15 protein-coding genes are annotated in these 18,682 nt (G+C 50.6%); 9 read left to right on the forward strand and 6 right to left on the reverse strand.

What is annotated here, in order from left to right; all coding sequences use genetic code 11:
* Positions 1 to 62 precede the first annotated feature (62 nt).
* The 4 genes from BLR73_RS01445 to BLR73_RS01460 all read left to right on the forward strand — a co-directional run bounded on the left by BLR73_RS01445 (position 63) and on the right by BLR73_RS01460 (position 5,497).
* Entirely contained in the window at positions 63 to 1,349 is a 1,287-nt protein-coding gene (locus BLR73_RS01445) for a hypothetical protein (protein ID WP_091858163.1), read from the forward strand.
* Between the two features lie 23 nt (positions 1,350 to 1,372).
* Positions 1,373 to 1,990: an LPS export ABC transporter periplasmic protein LptC gene (lptC, locus tag BLR73_RS01450; protein ID WP_013065676.1), complete on the forward strand. Its 618-nt coding sequence runs from the start codon at positions 1,373 to 1,375 to the stop codon at positions 1,988 to 1,990.
* 1 nt (position 1,991) lies between these two features.
* The gene (locus BLR73_RS01455) at positions 1,992 to 3,269 is read left to right on the forward strand and encodes a hemolysin family protein (protein WP_033150855.1); all 1,278 of its coding nucleotides are present in this window, start codon (positions 1,992 to 1,994) and stop codon (positions 3,267 to 3,269) included.
* A 92-nt stretch (positions 3,270 to 3,361) separates the two neighbouring features.
* Positions 3,362 to 5,497: a peptidylprolyl isomerase gene (locus BLR73_RS01460; protein WP_033150854.1), complete on the forward strand. Its 2,136-nt coding sequence runs from the start codon at positions 3,362 to 3,364 to the stop codon at positions 5,495 to 5,497.
* Positions 5,498 to 5,555: 58 nt separating this feature from the next.
* Here the strand turns inward: BLR73_RS01460 and BLR73_RS01465 are convergent, their stop codons facing one another.
* Positions 5,556 to 6,194 (reverse strand): HU family DNA-binding protein, encoded by a 639-nt coding sequence (locus BLR73_RS01465; RefSeq protein ID WP_013063318.1) that lies wholly within the window; start codon positions 6,192 to 6,194, stop codon positions 5,556 to 5,558.
* Positions 6,195 to 6,363: 169 nt separating this feature from the next.
* Here BLR73_RS01465 and BLR73_RS01470 point away from each other — a divergent pair, with 169 nt between their 5' ends.
* Positions 6,364 to 7,944: an Ig-like domain-containing protein gene (locus BLR73_RS01470; RefSeq protein ID WP_091858166.1), complete on the forward strand. Its 1,581-nt coding sequence runs from the start codon at positions 6,364 to 6,366 to the stop codon at positions 7,942 to 7,944.
* Between the two features lie 255 nt (positions 7,945 to 8,199).
* Here BLR73_RS01470 and BLR73_RS01475 read toward each other — a convergent pair whose 3' ends face one another.
* The 3 genes from BLR73_RS01475 to BLR73_RS01485 all read right to left on the reverse strand — a co-directional run bounded on the left by BLR73_RS01475 (position 8,200) and on the right by BLR73_RS01485 (position 10,942).
* A complete protein-coding gene (locus tag BLR73_RS01475) occupies positions 8,200 to 9,750 on the reverse strand; it encodes a VapE domain-containing protein (RefSeq protein ID WP_073042432.1) in 1,551 nt (516 codons plus the stop codon).
* 6 nt (positions 9,751 to 9,756) lie between these two features.
* Complete coding sequence (locus tag BLR73_RS01480) at positions 9,757 to 10,359, reverse strand: BT4734/BF3469 family protein (RefSeq protein ID WP_091858169.1); 603 nt, start codon at positions 10,357 to 10,359, stop codon at positions 9,757 to 9,759.
* A gap of 100 nt (positions 10,360 to 10,459) precedes the next feature.
* A complete protein-coding gene (locus BLR73_RS01485) occupies positions 10,460 to 10,942 on the reverse strand; it encodes a hypothetical protein (RefSeq protein WP_091858172.1) in 483 nt (160 codons plus the stop codon).
* A gap of 232 nt (positions 10,943 to 11,174) precedes the next feature.
* On the opposite strand from BLR73_RS01485, the gene BLR73_RS01490 reads away from it, so the two are divergent.
* From BLR73_RS01490 to BLR73_RS01505, 4 genes are all read left to right on the forward strand, one after another.
* Complete coding sequence (locus tag BLR73_RS01490) at positions 11,175 to 11,384, forward strand: hypothetical protein (RefSeq protein WP_033150849.1); 210 nt, start codon at positions 11,175 to 11,177, stop codon at positions 11,382 to 11,384.
* Positions 11,381 to 11,806, forward strand: a complete 426-nt coding sequence (locus tag BLR73_RS01495) for a hypothetical protein (protein ID WP_091858174.1) — start codon at positions 11,381 to 11,383, stop codon at positions 11,804 to 11,806. Before BLR73_RS01490 ends, BLR73_RS01495 begins: the two co-directional genes overlap by 4 nt.
* 69 nt (positions 11,807 to 11,875) lie before the next feature.
* Positions 11,876 to 12,982 carry a sensor histidine kinase gene (locus tag BLR73_RS01500; protein WP_091858177.1) on the forward strand — a complete coding sequence of 369 codons (1,107 nt, stop codon included), beginning with the start codon at positions 11,876 to 11,878 and terminating at the stop codon, positions 12,980 to 12,982.
* The gene (locus BLR73_RS01505) at positions 12,979 to 14,256 is read left to right on the forward strand and encodes an NCS2 family permease (protein ID WP_091858180.1); all 1,278 of its coding nucleotides are present in this window, start codon (positions 12,979 to 12,981) and stop codon (positions 14,254 to 14,256) included. Before BLR73_RS01500 ends, BLR73_RS01505 begins: the two co-directional genes overlap by 4 nt.
* Before the next feature lie 646 nt (positions 14,257 to 14,902).
* On the opposite strand, the gene BLR73_RS01510 is transcribed toward BLR73_RS01505, so the two are convergent.
* Entirely contained in the window at positions 14,903 to 16,951 is a 2,049-nt protein-coding gene (locus BLR73_RS01510; protein WP_091858183.1) for a SpoIIE family protein phosphatase, read from the reverse strand.
* The gene (locus BLR73_RS01515; RefSeq protein ID WP_033150846.1) at positions 16,948 to 17,892 is read right to left on the reverse strand and encodes an ABC transporter substrate-binding protein; all 945 of its coding nucleotides are present in this window, start codon (positions 17,890 to 17,892) and stop codon (positions 16,948 to 16,950) included. The genes BLR73_RS01510 and BLR73_RS01515 overlap by 4 nt, the downstream gene beginning before the upstream one ends.
* Between the last annotated feature and the right edge of the window lie 790 nt (positions 17,893 to 18,682).

Consider the following 18,682-nt stretch of genomic DNA (forward strand, 5'->3'; position numbering starts at 1 on the left):
TTCGTTTTTTTTTGATAATTTTGCACGCTGAAAAGATTTTCAACTGAATTAAAAGATTAAATATGAATAAAATTCTCGCCAGTTTCGTCTTAGCAACCATGACGACATCGGCTTTTGCCCAGAGCAACACTAATTCTCCCTATAGCCAGTTCGGCTTAGGTGATCTGACTGATCAGAGTGTAGGTTTTAATAAAGGTATGAACGGCGTGGGCCTGGCCATGCGTCGCGGTAACGAGGTTAACACCATGAACCCCGCTTCGTATTCGGCTGTCGACTCACTTACCATGCTGTTCGATGCCGGATTGTCGGGTCAGATTACCAACTATAAGGAAAACGGCAAGAAAATGAATGGTAAGAGTGGCGGTTTCGACTACGTGGTAGGTCAGTTCCGTGCCTTTAAGGGCGTGGGTGTTACCTTCGGCGTACTGCCTTACTCTAACATCGGCTATAACTACTCACAGAGCGAATATCTGAACGATGCCAGCATCACCAAGATGACTACCACCAACAAGGGTGATGGCGGTATGCACCAGCTGTTTATCGGTACCGGTATCCGCCTGTTCAAGCCCCTGAGCATCGGTGCCAACCTGTCGTACCTTTGGGGCGACTACAACCGCAGCATTACCAGCAGTAGCAGTGCCAGCAACGTAAGCGCCCTGCAGATGCTGTACACATCAGATATCAGCAGCTATAAGCTCGACTTTGGTATGCAGCTGGAACTGCCTCTGAGCAAGCAGGATAACATCACCCTGGGTGCTACCTGGACACCAGGCCACTCACTGAAGGCCGATGCCAAGTGCTCGGTCATCAACAGCAACTCTACTATCAGCAAGGCCGATACCACTGCCTATAAGCTTGCCGATGCACTGAGCATTCCTACCAGCTTTGGTTTTGGTTTGGCTTACAACCACGGACAGCAGTTCCGTATGGGTGCCGACTTTACCATGCAGAAGTGGGGTAGCGTAGATTATCCTTCGTTCGACTCACAGGCAAAGACTTACACCCTGAAGTCGGGATTGCTCAAGGATAGTTACCGCTTTAACCTGGGTGCCGAGTGGACACCACGCCCCATGGGTCGTAAGTTCCTGCAGCGCGTGCGCTATCGTGCGGGTGTAGGTATGGCCACACCTTATTATTATATTAACGGTAAAGAGGGCCCCAAAGAGCTCTCGGCCAGCATTGGTTTCGGTATCCCCATCATGAACGGCTACAACGGTCGTTCGTATCTGAATATCAGCGGACAGGTTGTAAACCGTTCGGCTGATAATATGATTAAGGAAACGATGTTCCGCCTGAACATCGGTCTGACATTCAACGAGAGATGGTTTGCAAAGTGGAAGGTAGAATAATAGCCGTAGCCGCGTTTGCAGCAATGATATTAGGCGGTTGTACCGAGGTGCACGAGCACACGGCAGCTGCTATACACGACCGCGATTCGGTGTCGGTGATGACGTCGTATGGCGTTAATACGCTGATTAGCGACAGCGGCGTGATCAAATACAAGATTGTAACCGAGCGCTGGGATGTGAACGTGGTTAAGAATCCCTCGTACTGGCTGTTCGAAAAGGGTGTTTTCTTCGAGCAGTTCGACGAGAAATTCCACGTAGAAGCCTATATCCAGGCCGACTCAGCCAAGTATTACGATCAGAAGAAGCTGTGGCATCTGCGCGGTCGCGTACGCATACGTAACATTAACGGCCTGCTGTTCGAGAGCGAGGAGCTGTTTTGGGACGGTATGCGCCACGAACTGTACTCGAACGTATATTCGAAGGTTACCACCCCCGAACGCAGCATGGAGGGCACCTATTTCCTGTCGGACGAGCATATGACGCACTATACCGTCAGCAACTCGAAGGGATCGTTCCAGCGCGAGGATATGACCGGCGAGCAGAACGATACCACCACGCAGAAACCAGGCGCCCAGCCCGATACCGCACAGGTACAGCCATCGCTGCGCCCACAGCTGCAGAAACATAGAAAAAACGGATGATATGACTACAACGATTATCTGGCTACTGGTTTCGATGCTGTTCTCGGCCTTCTTTTCGGGTATGGAGATAGCCTTTATTTCGTCCAACCGCCTGCGTGCCGAGATGGATCGCGAAAAGAACCGTTTTTCGCAGCGCATCATCCATGTGTTCTACCAGCATCCAAACAACTTTGTGTCAACCATGCTGGTGGGCAACAACATCGCACTGGTAATCTACGGTATCCTGTTTGCCCAGCTGTTCGACGCCACACTGTTTGCGCCACTAAGCGACGGGGTGAGGGTTACGGCCGATACGCTGCTATCTACACTGGTAGTGCTGTTTACAGGCGAGTTCCTGCCCAAATCTATCTTTAAGAACAATCCTAACACATTGCTCACGGTGTTTGCCGTGCCTGCGTGGATATGCTATGTGGTGCTTTACCCCATATCGCGCTTTGCCACGCTGCTGTCGAAGGGACTGTTGCGCCTGATAGGCATCCGCATGAAGAGTGCCGGCGAGGAAAAGGAGTTTACGAAAGTAGACCTCGACTACCTGGTTCAGACCAGTATCGACAATGCCGATAACGACGATGAAATCGAGGAAGAAGTAAAGATTTTCCAGAATGCGCTCGACTTCTCGGAGACCAAGATTCGCGACTGTATGGTGCCCCGTACCGAGATTGATGCGGTAGAGGATACCGACACCATCGAACAGCTGCGACAGGTGTTTATCGAGAGCGGCCACTCAAAGATTCTGGTGTATCACGAGGATATCGACCATATCATCGGTTATGTACACTCCAGCGACATGTTCCGACTGGACAAAAACAAATATCAATCGTCCATTGTAAATTGCCAATTGGTACGTGAGATTTCTTTCGTACCCGAGACCATGCTGGCATCGAAGCTGATGACCCAGCTGATGCAGCAGAAACGCTCGCTGGCCGTGGTGGTAGATGAGTTTGGCGGCACCAGCGGACTGGTATCGCTCGAGGATATCATGGAGGAGATTACAGGCGAGATTGAAGACGAGCACGACAATACTAACCACGTGGCCAAACAACTGAGCGACCACGAATACATGCTATCAGCCCGACTGGAGATAGCCAAGATTAACGAGATGTTTGATCTCGACCTGCCCGAAAGCGATGAATACATGACCCTTGGAGGCCTGATTCTGCACGAGTATCAGTCGTTCCCAAAACTGAACGAGGTAGTAAAAATGGGCCGCTACGAGTTTAAAATCATCAAGAATACGGCAACAAAAATCGAATTGGTGCGATTAAACATTACCGAATAGCCAAAATTTATACGAAAAAATTAGGTCGTTTCGAACAAATTTATTAATTTTGCACCCGTTTTATGAATAATAATTAAAAATTTAAATACATTATGGCAGCATTAGGAAAAATCCGTAAAAGAGGCGTAGCCCTCGTTTGCATTATCGGCTTAGGCCTTTTCGCCTTCATTGCTGAGGAAGCTTTCCGTTCTTGCGAAGCAACCAAGAACCAGCAGCGACAGCAGATTGGCGAAGTGTTAGGAAACAAAATCAATGTTCAGGACTTCCAGGCCCTGGTTGATGAGTATCAGGACGTTCTGAAGATTACTCAGAACCGCGAGAACTTCTCTGAGGAGGAGCTGAACCAGATTAAGGATCAGGTTTGGAGTCAGTACGTTAACGAGCAGATCATTGCCAACGAGGCAGAGAAGCTTGGTTTGACAGTTACCGACGAGGAACTGCAGAACATCATGAAGGAGGGAACAAACCCCATGTTGATGCAGAGCCCATTCGTAAACCAGCAGACTGGTCGTTTCGACGTTACCATGCTCACCAAGTTCCTGGACGATTACAAGAAGGCTGGCTCAAATCCTCAGCTGGCTGAGAGCTACCAGACCATCTACAAGTACTGGCAGTTCATCGAGAAGCAGCTGCGCACCAACACCCTGGCTCAGAAGTACCAGGCTCTGCTCAGCAACTGCTTGCTCTCTAACCCCATCTCAGCTAAGATGGCTTTCGAGGGTCAGAACACCGAGAGCGATATCCAGCTGGCTTCTATCGCTTACTCTTCAATCAACGACAACGATGTAAAGGTTGACGACAAGGATCTGAAGGCTAAGTACGACGAGGAGAAGGAGATGTTTAAGCAGGACGTTGAGAGCCGCGATATTAAGTATGTTGATTTCCAGGTAGTAGCTTCAGCAGCCGACCGCAAGGAGCTGATGAAGACTATGACCGACGCAGCCCAGAAGCTGCAGAGCGGTGCTAACGCTGCCGAGGTGGCTCGCAAGGCCCAGTCGCAGTTTGCCTACACTGGCATGGCTGCTACCAAGCGCGCTTATCCTTCAGACATCGCTGCTAAGCTCGATTCAATGGCTGTAGGTCAGACTTCAGCTGTATTCGAGACCGCTTTCGATAACACTCTCAACGTTGTTAAGCTGATTGCCAAGACTCAGGCTCCTGACTCTATCGAGTATCGCCAGATTCAGGTTGGCGGTGCTACCGTAGAGGCCGCTAAGAAGACTGCCGACAGCATCTACACAGCTCTGAAGGCTGGTGCTGATTTCGAGCAGCTGGCTCAGAAGTACGGTCAGCCAGGCACCAAGCAGTGGCTCACATCAGCTATGTACGAGAACAGCAGCTCAATCGACGAGGAGTCGAAGACCTACCTCGCAGCTATCAACAACCTGGCTGTAAACGATGTTAAGAACCTCGAGTTTACTCAGGGCAACATCATCCTGCAGGTTACCGCTCGCAAGGCTATGGTTGATAAGTACGATGCAGCTGTTATCAAGCACACTATCGATTTCTCTAAGCAGACATACTCTGAGGCTTACAACAAGTTCAGCCAGTTTGTAAGCGAGAACAAGACTATCGAGGATATGGAGAAGAACGCTGCTAAGTTCGGCTTCAAGGTTACTCCACGTCAGGATCTGTTCAACTACGAGCACAACGTAGCCAACCTGCGTTCTACCCGTGAGACTATGAAGTGGATCTTCGACGCTAAGCCAGGCGAGGTTAGCCCACTGTACGAGTGCGGTAACAACGATCACCTGCTGGTTGTAGCCCTCACTAAGATCAACCCTGTAGGCTACCGCGACATGAGCAGCCTGAAGGAGGTTCTTAAGGCCGAGGTTATCCGCGATAAGAAGTTCGAGCAGATCAAGGCTAAGCTGGCCGGTGTTAACGACCTGGCTGCTGCTAAGGCTAAGGGTGCTCGCATCGACTCAGTTAACCAGATTACATTCTCGGCTCCTGTATTCGTACAGGCCACAGGTGCTTCAGAGCCCGCTCTGGCTGGTGCCGTTGCAGCTGCTAAGGCTGGCGAGTTCAGCAAGCACGTGGTTAAGGGTAACGGTGGTGCTTACCTGTTCAAGGTAGTTAAGAAGAGCAACCGCGCCGGCGCTAAGTTCGACGCTGCTCAGACCGAGGCTCAGCTCCAGATGCAGGCCACTCAGGCTGCTCGCATCTTCATGCAGGAATTGTATCAGAAGGCTGGTGTGGTAGACAACCGCTACCTGTTCTTCTAATTGTTTAAGTATTTATTTCCGAAGGCCGAGAGCTATTAAGCTCCCGGCCTTCTTTTTTTTAATCACCGATAGGCTCATGGCTGCTGCCGCCACCGGTATTGCCGCCGGTGTTACCGCCGCCGGTTGATGGCTGACTACCACCGCCGGTTGATGGCGCGCTGGCCTCGTGCCCCGACTTATACTCGGCTATGGCCGTGGCGATAGGCTTCAGCGTGGTAACCTTCTTCTCCTTGCCATCCACGGTAACCTTAACCGTATCCACAATGTTGCGGAACTCGAGCGAGCAGAACTCCTGCTTAAAACGGCGCGAGGTGATGTTGTCGTCTTCCACGCCGTAGGGCAGGAATCGGATGTGTACGCCCTTTACCACCTCGTTAGGATCGGCATTCTCCATAGCGGCGATGTTCAGGATGGGCTTCTCTACATCGCAGGTGGGCAGGAATGTGCCCAGGGGCTCCATGCGTACTGGCACGCCCTGACTGATGAGTTCGGGCAGGCACTGGGTGATTTTCTTCAACACGCCCTCGATGATGTCGAGCGAATAGATTGAACCATGATCACTCATGTGCTTGGCAAAGCCTCGCAGCGAGAGAGTGGTCTGCGTGTCGATTTCGGGATAGTACTTACCGTACCCCGAGTTGCGGGCATTCTTGTTCTGGCGCAAGTTGATGCCCAACTTAATTTCGTTTGTTGCCATAATTTTGTGTGTTTTTAAATGTGTTTTGTGGTATTATTACCATTGCAAAGATACAAAAAAATTGCCAAACTACCAAACTTTTTCCCGATTTTATTTGGCTGATTATCAACTATTTCGTAAATTTGCAGGCAAAATTAATTAACTTATTAAGATATTACTAAATTTCAACATGAAACGTATTATCCGACAGATTTTGGGGTGGGGCATGATGCTCACTTTACCCCTTGTGATGACCAGTTGCGGCGAGCTGTTCGACATGCTCGACAATCCCATTACCCCTGCCTTGCAGGTATTAAGAGCCCAGTTAACGCTGAAAGTAGGTGAGAGCAAGCCCATACAGGCTTCTACACAGGCTCATGTAGTGCTGCTCTACTCATCCGATAACCCCGCCGTGGCCACCGTCGAGGCCACCGGCCTCATCACCGCCGTCAGCCCCGGCACCGCCCGTATCACCATCAAGGCCCAAGGCGAGGACGACTACTACCGCACCGAAATCTTCAGCGAAAACACCACCACGGTGGAGGTAACAGTTAGCAAGAAGGATGGTAGCATCAGCTTTGCTACTGCCGATTTTACCAAACACGTAGGTGATGCAGCCTTTACCAATCCAGTCACCATCGTAGGTGATGGAACGGTTAGCTATTCATCTGATAATGAAGAAGTGGCTAAAGTTAACCCAACCACAGGCGAAGTAACTATCGTTGGTAAGGGCTTAGCAACAATCAAAGCCACCATCAGCGATACTGATAAATACGCATACGAAACAAAAACCGCCCAATACTCACTGAAAGTTACCCGACTTGTAAACCTTGCTACACTTACATCCGATTTCACAGCTGAGAATTATGATGTACTCACAGGAACCCTCGCTGGCAATTACAAGATTAGCATTGCCGATGGCGCCAACATAGAGTTAAAAGATGTCACAATCAATGGCGGTAACAACTCCAGCACCAATTGGGCAGGCCTTACCTGTGATGGCAATGCCACCATCACCATCACAGGCACCAACACTGTTAAGGGATTCTACAATGAATATCCCGCCATCCAGGCGGGTCCCATAGGCAAAACGCTTACCATTGATGGCACAGGCACTCTCACTGCCACCGGCGGTGATTATGCAGCTGGCATCGGCAGCGGTTGGAATGCTACCTGTGGCGCTATCACCATCAGTGGCGGCACGGTTAATGCCAGTTCTGGTCAATTTGGCGCTGGCATCGGCAGCGGTTACAGTAACTCCTCATGCGGCGATATCACCATCAGTGGCGGCACGGTTAATGCCAGTTCTAGTAGGGATGGTGCCGGCATCGGCAGCGGTTACAAAAATTCCTCATGCAAAAACATCACCATCAGTAGCGGCACGGTTAATGCCAGTTCTGGTGATGCAGGCGCCGGCATCGGCAGCGGATTTGATAGCTCCTCATGCGGCGATATCACCATCAGCGGCGGCACGGTTATGGCCAGTTCTGGTCGCTATGGTGCCGGCATCGGCAGCGGATATTATAGCACCTTCAGCACTATCACCATCACATCAGGCATTACCCAAGTTCAAGCTACCAGAAACTACGCTACTGCCTGGCCGATAGGAAAAGGAGATTCTGACCAAGGCAGCACTGGCGCTGTGACCATTAACGGCGTAACCGTAACCAGCAATGATTGGGATGGCACGGGATTGACCGGCCTGAATTTCGCCACCTCAAGCACTGGTGGCACCAACCTTACCTGGACGCTTACCCCCAAGGTGCCCTAATCACCCAGCCATCGCCCCCAGGCGATGACTCCCCGCCCAATCACACTAACCCCGCTTTACTATCATGGTAGAGCGGGGTTAGTGTTGGGGTAGAGGATGGGTGGTGCAGGTGCAGCAGGTGGGGTAAATTATATGGAGTAATAAAAATAAATCCATAAATCGGCACTTTTAAGATTGGCCTATTTATGGATTTATTTTTCGCGGTCGTATAGAAAAGCTCCACCTGCATCCCCCCAATCCCCCCAAAAAGCAGTTTTAAAAGGGTTCTACGTCATCTACATCATTCTTACGTTCGCTCTGTTGGCGACCAGTATCGGCTATCACTACGATATACTTGTTGAGACCATGGCGCTTTACGGATTCGAAGCCCATACCCTTCATGGCCTTGCCGATGGCTTGGGCTGTGTACTTAGGACCACGGAAGCCTTTGGTGTAGAGCACATTGAGCAGATCGCCAGCAGTGTAGGCCTCGGGATTGTCGGTATCTGATGGCATGCGTACAAAGGTGCGCAGGGCCTCGTCTACATCGTCGGGAATCAGGTAAGGCAGGTTGTGCTCACTTATCAGCTCACTCTCCTGCTGGGTGGGCTTGGCCTTGAAACCATGATCGAGCAGCCACAAAGCCTGGGCATAAGCACCGGCATAAGGCAGTGGGTGCTCGTTAAGATTTACGGTGCCGGTAAGGTTTACAGCCAGATAACGACGATCGCCCTCGGCCTCGCGGATAAACGTATCGTGGTTTGTGGCTGCTATGAGCGAGGCCTTACGGGTGCGCATCTCACGGAAATGGTCGTAACTGTCGCGCAGATACGACTTACTGGCTGTGATGGCATATTTGTAGGCCTCCGACTTCTGCAGGTTGCTTACACTGAACTCGTCGAGAAACATGAGCGGCGTTTCGCTCATAGCAATCTCGAAGTCCTTATCCACACGCGTTGAGGGGTTGACGGGGAACATGTACGATGCCAGCTGCGGTGGCAGTATATGGCGTACATAGAAGGTTTTGCCGATGTGCTGATGCCCATGGAGCACGGGCATGATAGGGTTTTCTTCTGCCTTTCCAAGCCACAGGTCGACCATTCCCAAGAACCACTTATGGAACATGGTATCGTAGAGCTCGGTATTTTCGGGATCGCCGAATACCATGTGCCCCACAAAGAATTCGTGGATATAGTCAGGATCGCCCTCATGCCACTCGGGTAGCGAGTGCAGGTACTCCACAAACGGGTCGTGATCGATGGCAAAGTCGCGACTGTTGATGATGTGCTCCAAGTCGTTAGCACTTACATTTACACCCGCCGCTTTCAACCTGCAGTAGTAGGTGGACAGGTCGCGGTTTACCGCCGGTCGCCATTCCTTTTTAGGTTCCTTAATCTCGGCACGGTTCAGCCAGATGTTGAATCGCCAATCGGCCAGCGAGCGCAGTATGCTGTAGGCATCGTTCATCTTGCTTTCGGCTTGCTGCTGCTTTTGGCTGGCGGTTTGGGGGCGGCGGCCGCGGGGCTTACTGATGTCGATACCGGCATCGGCGGCCAGTTTCATCAGGGTGCCAAGGGTAACCATGCCCTTGCCTTTTTCAAGGCAGTTGGTAAACTTCTGGTCGCACTCGTCGCGTTTGTAGCCAGGGTACTGACTGCAAATCAGGTGATAACACTCGCGTGCCCCCTCGCCAAGCGAGGCACAGGCAAAGGTAATGGCCATCCACGATTGGTAATCGCTGGTAAGGTCGGCACCGCTGTCGGCAATGCGGCGGGCCACGAGCTCAAGGTGCTCAAGGTCGGTAAATGAGTTTTGATTGGTGTTCATGATACTTTATTTTAAATGTTTGGGATTGATATAGCACTTGGGATCGTAAGGCAGAAAGCAGGCACGGCACACATCGGAGCCCGACGCATCTACAGCCACGCCATAGTGAAACACAACATGCATGCGGGCGGCCTCGTACTGCTGCTTAAAGGGTAGGGGCTGCCACCACTCGGGTAGCGAGATAATCCACTTTACACCACGACCTTTGGGACTAACAAAGCACAGTTCGGTTTCGACATAGGGGTCGGCGATAAACCGCTGCATCAGCTGTCGGGCTTCGGTCTCGGATGCCAGGTCATCAACATCGATAACCAGATAAGGCGTGTGGTTGATAAGGCCATCGGCTTTACGATAACTGAATGTACCCGAGAAGGTTGCAATCTTAAAGCTAAGCTTTTTGTAGTCGCTAAGTTCATCGCGAGTGGCGCCCTGCTCCGCCATTTCGCGAAGTGTGCGGGTGGCGTGCCTGGCGCTCTCGGATGTGATGTACTGGTAGATGTTACTTACTGTGGCGGTGCCCTCGGGCTTTACAGCCAGCACTGCCTTTCCATCGCGATTCCGGTACCCGTATCCGAATACCGAAAAATGATTGACTAATTGCGTCTTCATTTTTTCTATTTTTTCATAGGTTTATTATTTTCCAGCAAATTTACAACAATTAGCCGGTATAGCAAAGGCTTAAAAACGTGATTTCCGATAATCCTTACGACTATCCCCGAACTTTTCCGATATTCTTTACGAAAACGCTTAAGAACCTATTAACGATGTTCACCCTGCGTAGTCGTTCGCGGGAATCCTCCGTATCCGAAAATGTCCATTCTGGAAATCTACCGAATTGATAATTACCGTATTCCGACATCAACGATACAGAACCTATACCGCTGATTTGCAGTTCTTTAACCAGATAATCCCTAAAACTCTGTACAGAATAAAAGAACAGCGGAAACTTTTTCTCCTCATGCTTCTCATTGAAGTATTTCATCAGCCAAACATAGTCGAATCGATTCAGTTTCAACTTCTTCTCCTTTGCCTCACTCTGCATCTGCAAAATAGCGTTTTTCACCGCAGAATCCACGACAGGTAGCTGCGGTGTACCGTTGTACATCGGAAAAGTGGCTCCAGCAATAATCTTCAATGCTTCGGCCAGTATTCTGTTACCCTCATTATCAGGCAGTTCCATGATAAACGACATCGTGTAAGTCTAGTTTTTTAAGTCTGGTATTTGCAAAGGTAATAAAAACCTGCCAAAAACGGAAAAATTTCTTAATATTTTTACCCGAATATTTTGGCCGTTTCAATTATTTTTCGTACCTTTGTAACGTAAACAGATACTCATTAAACACACAAAATTATGAACAAAACAGTAAAAGTAATCGTCAGGGTTGTAATCTATGTCATTGCAGCACTTACTAAATCTAAGTACCATGGAAAACACAAGTTTTAAAACCTCTCAGTATGCCAGTGCCGTGCTGCTCATTGTGAGCAGCATCGGGCTGGTGACGTATCAGGTGGTGAGCATCAACGATGTGGCCACCGGACTGCTATTCTACGTGGCACAGGCATTCCTGTTTGCCGCCTCTATCTTCGGGCTTAACCACTATGTAAACATCATCAGCAAACGACTACCATCATGAGCACACCACGAGGACTACGTAATTGCAACCCACTTAACATCCGACTTAGCGGCGATAAGTGGAAGGGCATGAAGGCACAGCAACAGGATGGCGACTTCTGCCAGTTTGAAAGTATGGAGTGGGGGTGGCGCGCCGCCTTCAGACTGCTTACGCGCACGTACTATCATAAATACCGGTTGTACAACATCCGCGACATCATCCATAAATGGGCACCGGTGGCCGAAAACAACACCCGCGCGTATATCGATCATGTGGCACAGCTATCGGGTATCGGAGCCCTGGAGTGCCTGGGCAACCCATCAGAGCAACCACTGCGCTGGATAGCCGTAGGCGCAGCCATGGCCATCCACGAAAACGGCACTACCGACATCAACCCCATCCCCATGTTACAAGGCTGGAATCTAAGCCAAAATAACGCTTAAAAAAGTGGCACGGATATTTGTTCGTGCCATCTTTTTTTTGTACCTTTGCACTCGAAAAGAGTCAGACCAATGGTACTATTACTTAAGAAATTACTAACGGCTACAAAGGCTACTATAGCTATGCTGTTGATAATCATCGCTTTATCGGCATGTAAGTTTGAACATCAAGCACCGAATGTTCAACCTCAGACTTATAGTGTGCCCCAAAAGGCACCTGCCAACAACATACAACAAGCGCCTATAAAGGAGCAGATTTCGCACGAAGAGATGGAGGCGATGCGCCGACAGAACCAACAGCTGCAGCAGCGATCACGATTCACATCGGGTGGCGTGGTGATGATTCTGGGCATTATCGGTTTCCTGCTGTTCCTGTCGGCCAACAACCGTTGGCGCCACACCCTGGAGATAAAAAACCGACAGCTGGAGCGCGAACGTAACGTGGTGGTGGCACAAAACAAGCAGCTCTCTATCGAGCGCGACCGTGCCGAGGCTGCATCGAAAGCCAAAACGGCATTCCTGCAGAGCATGACACACGAGATACGCACGCCACTTAACGCCATCAGCGGTTTTACGCAGATACTTACCATGCCCGGCATGGATCTGCCCGAACAGGACCGACAGGATTACAGCACGCGCATACAGGAGAACACCCGACTGCTGACAAACATTCTTGACGACCTGATACTGATATCGCACATGGAAGGCGACCCCGAGCTGCCACCAGCCGAGGAGTGCATGCCACTGATGACGATGGCAGGTGCCGTAGATGCTATCGCAACGGTTGTAGAGAAGGGCGTAAAGGTAGACAGCCAATGTAACATCCCCGCCGAGGAGAAGGTGATGTGCCACCCACGATTGGTAGGCATCATCCTGGCCAAACTGTTAGACAATGCCGCCAAGTTTACCAAGCAGGGCAGCATCACACTGAGTCTGGACCACGAGGCCGACAAGATGCATTTTGCCGTTACCGATACCGGCTGCGGTATTCCAGCCGACAAGAGCGAGCTGATATTTGAGCGTTTCACCAAGCTGGATAGCTTTAGTCAGGGTGCCGGTCTCGGTCTGTCGATAGCCCGCATGGTGGCCCAGCACATGGGCGGCACGCTCACACTCGATACCACATATACCCAGGGCGCTAAGTTCGACCTGATTATCCCCTACATACCCAAAGCATGAAAGAAAAATTCTTCACCCTCTTAGGATTCTCTCAGCAGAGAGATAGTTTGAAGACCGAAATCATATCGGGCATCACCACGTTTGTCACCATGGTTTACATCCTGGCACTGATGCCGGTGATTTTTGCCCCCCTGAGCGAACAGGGATTCCCCATACAGTCGCTGTTTACCGCCACAGCCCTCTCGGCCATCGTAGGCACGCTGTTCATGGCGTTTATCGCCAAGCGCCCCTTCGGACTGGCTCCTGGACTGACACTGAACACCTTTTTTGTTGAGACGGTATGCCTGACCATGGGCTACTCGTGGCAGTTTGCCCTGACGGCGGTACTGGTAGAGGGACTGCTGTTTGTGCTGATATGCGTAAGCAACCTGCGACAGATTATCTTCGAGATGGTGCCCACCACGCTGAAATATGCCTTTGCCACCGGTATAGGCTTCTTTGTAGCGATGATTGGTTTTAAGAACAGCGGCATCCTGGCCGAGGGTACCATCTTTAACCATATGGAGACGCTGACCACACCCACATCGCTGCTGTTCCTGCTGGGACTGCTGCTGACGGGACTGTTTACCGTGATGCACATCAAAGGCGGACTGCTGTTGAGCATCCTGATTGTAACCGTGGTAGGACTGCCCGCTGGCGTTACCGTGATACCCGACGAGCTGATTTCGATGCCTGCATCGCCACTACCACTGTTATGTCAGTTCGACTTTGAGTATCTGATGTGGCCCGACTTCTGGGTATGTGTAACAACGATGCTGTTTTTCGATGTGTTCGACACCTTGGGCACCGTGGTAGGTGTGATGGCCAGTGCGGGTATCATCCGTAAGAACGGACGAATTCCCCATATGCGTAGCATTATGCTGAGCGATGCCCTGGCCACCGTATCAGGTGCCTGCTTAGGTTGCAGTCCGGTAACCACGTTTGTTGAGAGCTCAACGGGTTTTGCCGAGGGCGGTCGCACTGGTGTATCGGCACTGGTAACAGCCCTGTGCTTTGCCGTCAGTCTGGTATTCTCGCCCATCTTCCTGGCCATCCCCACATCGGCCACAGCACCAGCCATGGTAGTAGCGGGATTCTTTATGTTTGCCGTGGTACGACACATCAAGGTAACGTTCTACCTCGAGTCGATGCCGGCGTTCCTCACCATCCTGCTCATGTCGATTACGGGCAGTATCTGTGACGGAATCCTGACAGGATTGATATCGTATATCATTCTGTCGTACACCTACGGGTACATGGCGAAGTTCAAGAAAGCAAAAAGAAATAGTCAATAATTCTTTATCAAATCCACCCTTACCCTCCTTAGTCTTAAGGAGGGCTTTTTATTTCACAACCACCCAATTCTTCTTTTAATAACCACCATCTTTTTTCACAACCACCCAACCCTCCTTATCCTAAGGAGGGCTTCAAACCACTCCTAAATCCTCGCCAATCTTTGGCAAGGACTTAGTTGACTACGAGGGAAAACCCTCTCCGTCAAAGTTTTGGTATGGCTCTCGAGCCTTTGCCCAAAATTGGGTTGACTACGTCACCCTTACAGGTTGACTTCGTCGACCCAATTCTGGGTTCGCCATATATTGCTTTGTTCGCTTCGCTCACGCTACCGCCGTAATCGTACGGGGTCTTAGGGGCAGAGCCCCTATTAAAAAACAATCACGCCAGGGCTTTGATGCCCTGAGCGTACCTTAATGAAAGAGCGACAGGAGGAGCGGTTAAGCCCCTTGCCAAAGATTGGCGAGGGGTTTGGGGAGTGGTTTGAGATCCTCCTTAAGATAAGGAGGACTAAGGAGGTTGGGACGAGTGCAGGGTGAACCCTGCACTGGGGTACGGGGGTGTTCCCCGGCTGGGGAACCCAGCAAAAATAGGCGCACCGCATTACCGGGATGCAAAAAAAGAAATGGATTTAAAAAAGGAAGAACGTTAGATGTTCTTCCTTTTTATTGCTAGCATGGTGAGATCATCACTTTGCTCGGCATCGCCAACAAACTGATGCACCGCCCGCGCCATGCGCTCAACAACCGATTGAGCCGAAACGGGTTCGCCATCAGCCGATGCCGTTCCGTCGGTCAGCAGCTGCTGGGCCACTTCGAAGATGCGGGCCTCGGTAAACAGCTGATGCTGGATGTTCTCGGCCTCGGTAAGTCCGTCGGTATAAAGGAATATCAGCGTGTCGGTATCGATATCCGTTTCCTGCGACTCGAAGTCGAAACCAGGCATTACACCTACAGGCAGGTTCGACTTACAATCCAACAGCTGGTGCGTGTGCTCCTTCAGGTTCACCAGCAACGGGGCATCGTGACCACCGTTACAGTATTGCAAATGACCGTTTCTCAAATCGAGCGAACCGATGAACAGGGTGACGAACATGTTCGAGTCGTTCTGGTCGGACAGCGCCTCGTTCATCTGATGCATGATCCCACTAGGCTCTTCGAGGTGCGACGACACGATGCGGAACAGCGTGCGCGATACCGCCATTACCAGTGATGCCGGCACACCCTTACCCGACACGTCGCCGATGACAAAGAACAGCTTCTCGTCGCGGATATAGAAATCGAACAGGTCGCCGCCCACGGCCTTGGCGGGAGTCAGACTACCAAAGATATCGATATCCTGGCGGTCGGGATAAGGCGGATAGATCTTAGGCAGCATCGACATCTGGATGTCGCTCGCCACCTTCAGCTCGCCTTCGATACGTCCCTTCTGGGCATTCACCGTCTTCAACTCCTCGATCTGCTGTTTCAGCGACGTCTGCATCATGGCAAACGAGTCGTGCAGCTGCTTCATCTCGTCGTGCGTGCGTATCACCGGCAGCGAGGCGTTCAGGTTACCCTTGGCGATATTGTCGGCCGAGTGTGCAAACAAGGCCAGCGGACGGGTAGCACGCTTGAGGATGCTGCGACAGATGATGAACAGCACCAGTAAACCAAGCAGCATGACGCCCACGATGATGGTGGCATACTTGATGGAACGGTTGGTAATCAGGTTGTTGGGGATGACCGTAGCCATCGACCAGCCTGTACGTTCTATCGGACTATAGCTGACGATGAATTCGGTGCCGTCGCGATTGATGGTGCGCATGCCGCTCTTACCGTCGATCATCTCGTAGCCTATCAGGTTGTCGATACTGTCGTTGTATTTCATCGAGTGGTTGAAATACGTATCGTTCAGAATGCGTTCGCGCATGGGGTGGGCGATATAGGTGCCACCCTTGCCGATGATATACGAGTAGGCGTAGTGATAGAAGAAATCGCTGTCGTTCTCCAATTCGGCCTGCAGTTCAGCATCGCTATTGATATTCAGCTCCAGGGCTTTATTGTTGAAATCGATATCGCTCTTACGGAGCAGGTCGGAAACCCACTCAAGCGATATGTCGGCCGTGATGATGGCATACAGGTTGCCCTTCTTGTCGTAGAGCGGATGCGAGAAGGTGGTCATCATCTGCTCGCCGCCACCGCGATCGTAGTAAGGCTCGCTCCAGTAGTTCTTCTTCAGCAGTTTGGGTATCTGATACCAGTCCATATAGTGGTACTCGTAGTCGGACGTACCCAGCTGTTTGGTTTGGATATTGTTGTCGACGCTCCTGTAGGCATAAGGCGAGAACTGCTCGCCCTTCTCCTTGTAGTAGTAGGGTTCGAACGCCACTGTTGAGCCCACGATATAAGGATTGATTTCGAGCAATCGGCGCACGATGCGATACATATCGTCGGGTTTGTTCAGCGATAGCTCCACCTCGGGGATGGTGTTGTAAACGGCCACTTCTACAGCATGCATCACGGTGTTGATGCGCTGGTTAGTGATCTCCATGCGGCTCTTGGCATTCTCAGTTGAGCCTAACAGCACACCCTTGGCACCAAAGTAGGTAACCAGATAGGTGATGATGACGAACACCACCAGCACCGTTAACATGATCCACATGGTGATGCGGGCGTTGAGGGTCCGGAAAGGTTTGATATAACTGTTGTACTTCATGGTTCGGTGATTTGCTTGTAAGTGATAGGTTTAGTTATCTCGCCGCCTTGCAGCAGAATGCTGTTGGCCTGGTTCAGACCTTCGGGCTCAAGCTTATAGGTGCGTTTGCCGGTTCTGGGACTTACCAGCAGGCGCAGGCACTCTTTCAGCATCCACTTCTGTGCGTCCTCATTGCCCGAAATGCCTGCCTGTCGCATGTACAGCATCACGATATCCAGCGTTTCCTTGGGATGACTGATGGCATACTCCCAACCGCGTTTCGAGGCCTTCACAAACTTATCTATTTCGCCCTTGTGCTTGGTGAAGTACTCCCTGGTAACATAGACGCCGTCCTCGGGCACGTTGCAACCGATGTCGCGCATGTATATAATCTGATTCCTATTCAGGCGCTGTCCGGCCATAATCAGCTGGTAATACTCGTTGTAGTTCATGGCCAGCGTAGCATCGATGGCCCCCGAGACATACAGGTTGGTGTGAGAGATAAACGGTATCCACTCGATGTTAACCTTCTCGCGGCGTGCCAGGGCAATGGGCAGCTTGGAGATGCCCGACTTAAAGCAGCCCACACGCTTGCGATCGAGACTCTTCAGACCTCGCAGGGGCTTGTGTGATACTATCATCTCGCCGCTCTGCTGAAAGCACTGCATCACGTTAATCAGCTCGTCGCCTTTATCAATCATATCGAGTGCCGACACCAGATGCAGGGCCACATAATGACTCTCGCCGCTCTTCAGACGGTTAAGACTGGTGTTCGAAGCCGACGGATGCTTGATAATCACATCCAGTCCCTCGTCCCTGAAGAATCCAAGGGCATCAGCCACGTAGAACCCGGCAAACTGTGCCTGGGCTGTCCACGTAGGTGTGAACACCAACTGTTTTTGTGCTTGTATGCTGCAAGTGCCAATAAGGCTTAGCAGTAAGGTATAGATAAATCGTTTCATTGGTAATACTTATATATTTTGCTGCAAATATACAAATTATTTTAAATATAATGAAAATTTATGGTGTTTTTTTAAATAACCTTGTCGTTTTCATTTTCAATTCCTCCAATACCATCTACCTTTCTTCACAACCCTCCCAGTCACGAGTCTGTCCTTTTCTTTGGCGCAAAGAAAAGAACTAAAAGAAACATCCACCTTCCCCAAGTTCGGCTTTTCATTTCTTTCATCACTGAAAGAAACGAAACAAAGAAAGGTGCGAAAACGTCCTGAGCTCGGAGGCCGGAACACAAATTCTTCAAATCACTCAATGAACTCGCTCCGCTCAAACAGCATTTCGTATTTCGTTGCTCAGATTGCGTACCGCAATCCGAGACTCAATATCGATTCAAAGAATTTGCATTCCTCTAAAGACCTCCTCGTGCGGAATGTTTTCGAGTGAATTATCACGAGTAAACATGAAGCACGAAGTGCGGTTACGAGCTCTGCTCGCTTCGCTTGTCGAAGAATGTTTTCGAGTGATTTATCACGAGAAAGCATGAAGCACGAAGTGTGGGGGTATGGGGGCGAGCCCCCATTAAGCAATATATGGCGAATCCGAAGCGTAGCTGAGGACAAAGGCTCGAGAGCCATACCAAAACTTTGACGGAGAGGGTTTTCCCTCGTAGTCAACTAAGTCCTTGCCAAAGATTGGCGAGGATTTAGGAGTGGTTTGAGGCCCTCCTTAGGATAAGGAGGGTTGGGTGGTTGTGAAGAAGGTGATGGTTGAAGGAAAATTTGGAAAAGGATTTAA

Source organism: Prevotella sp. khp1, from assembly GCF_900102205.1.
GTDB lineage: Bacteria > Bacteroidota > Bacteroidia > Bacteroidales > Bacteroidaceae > Prevotella > Prevotella ruminicola.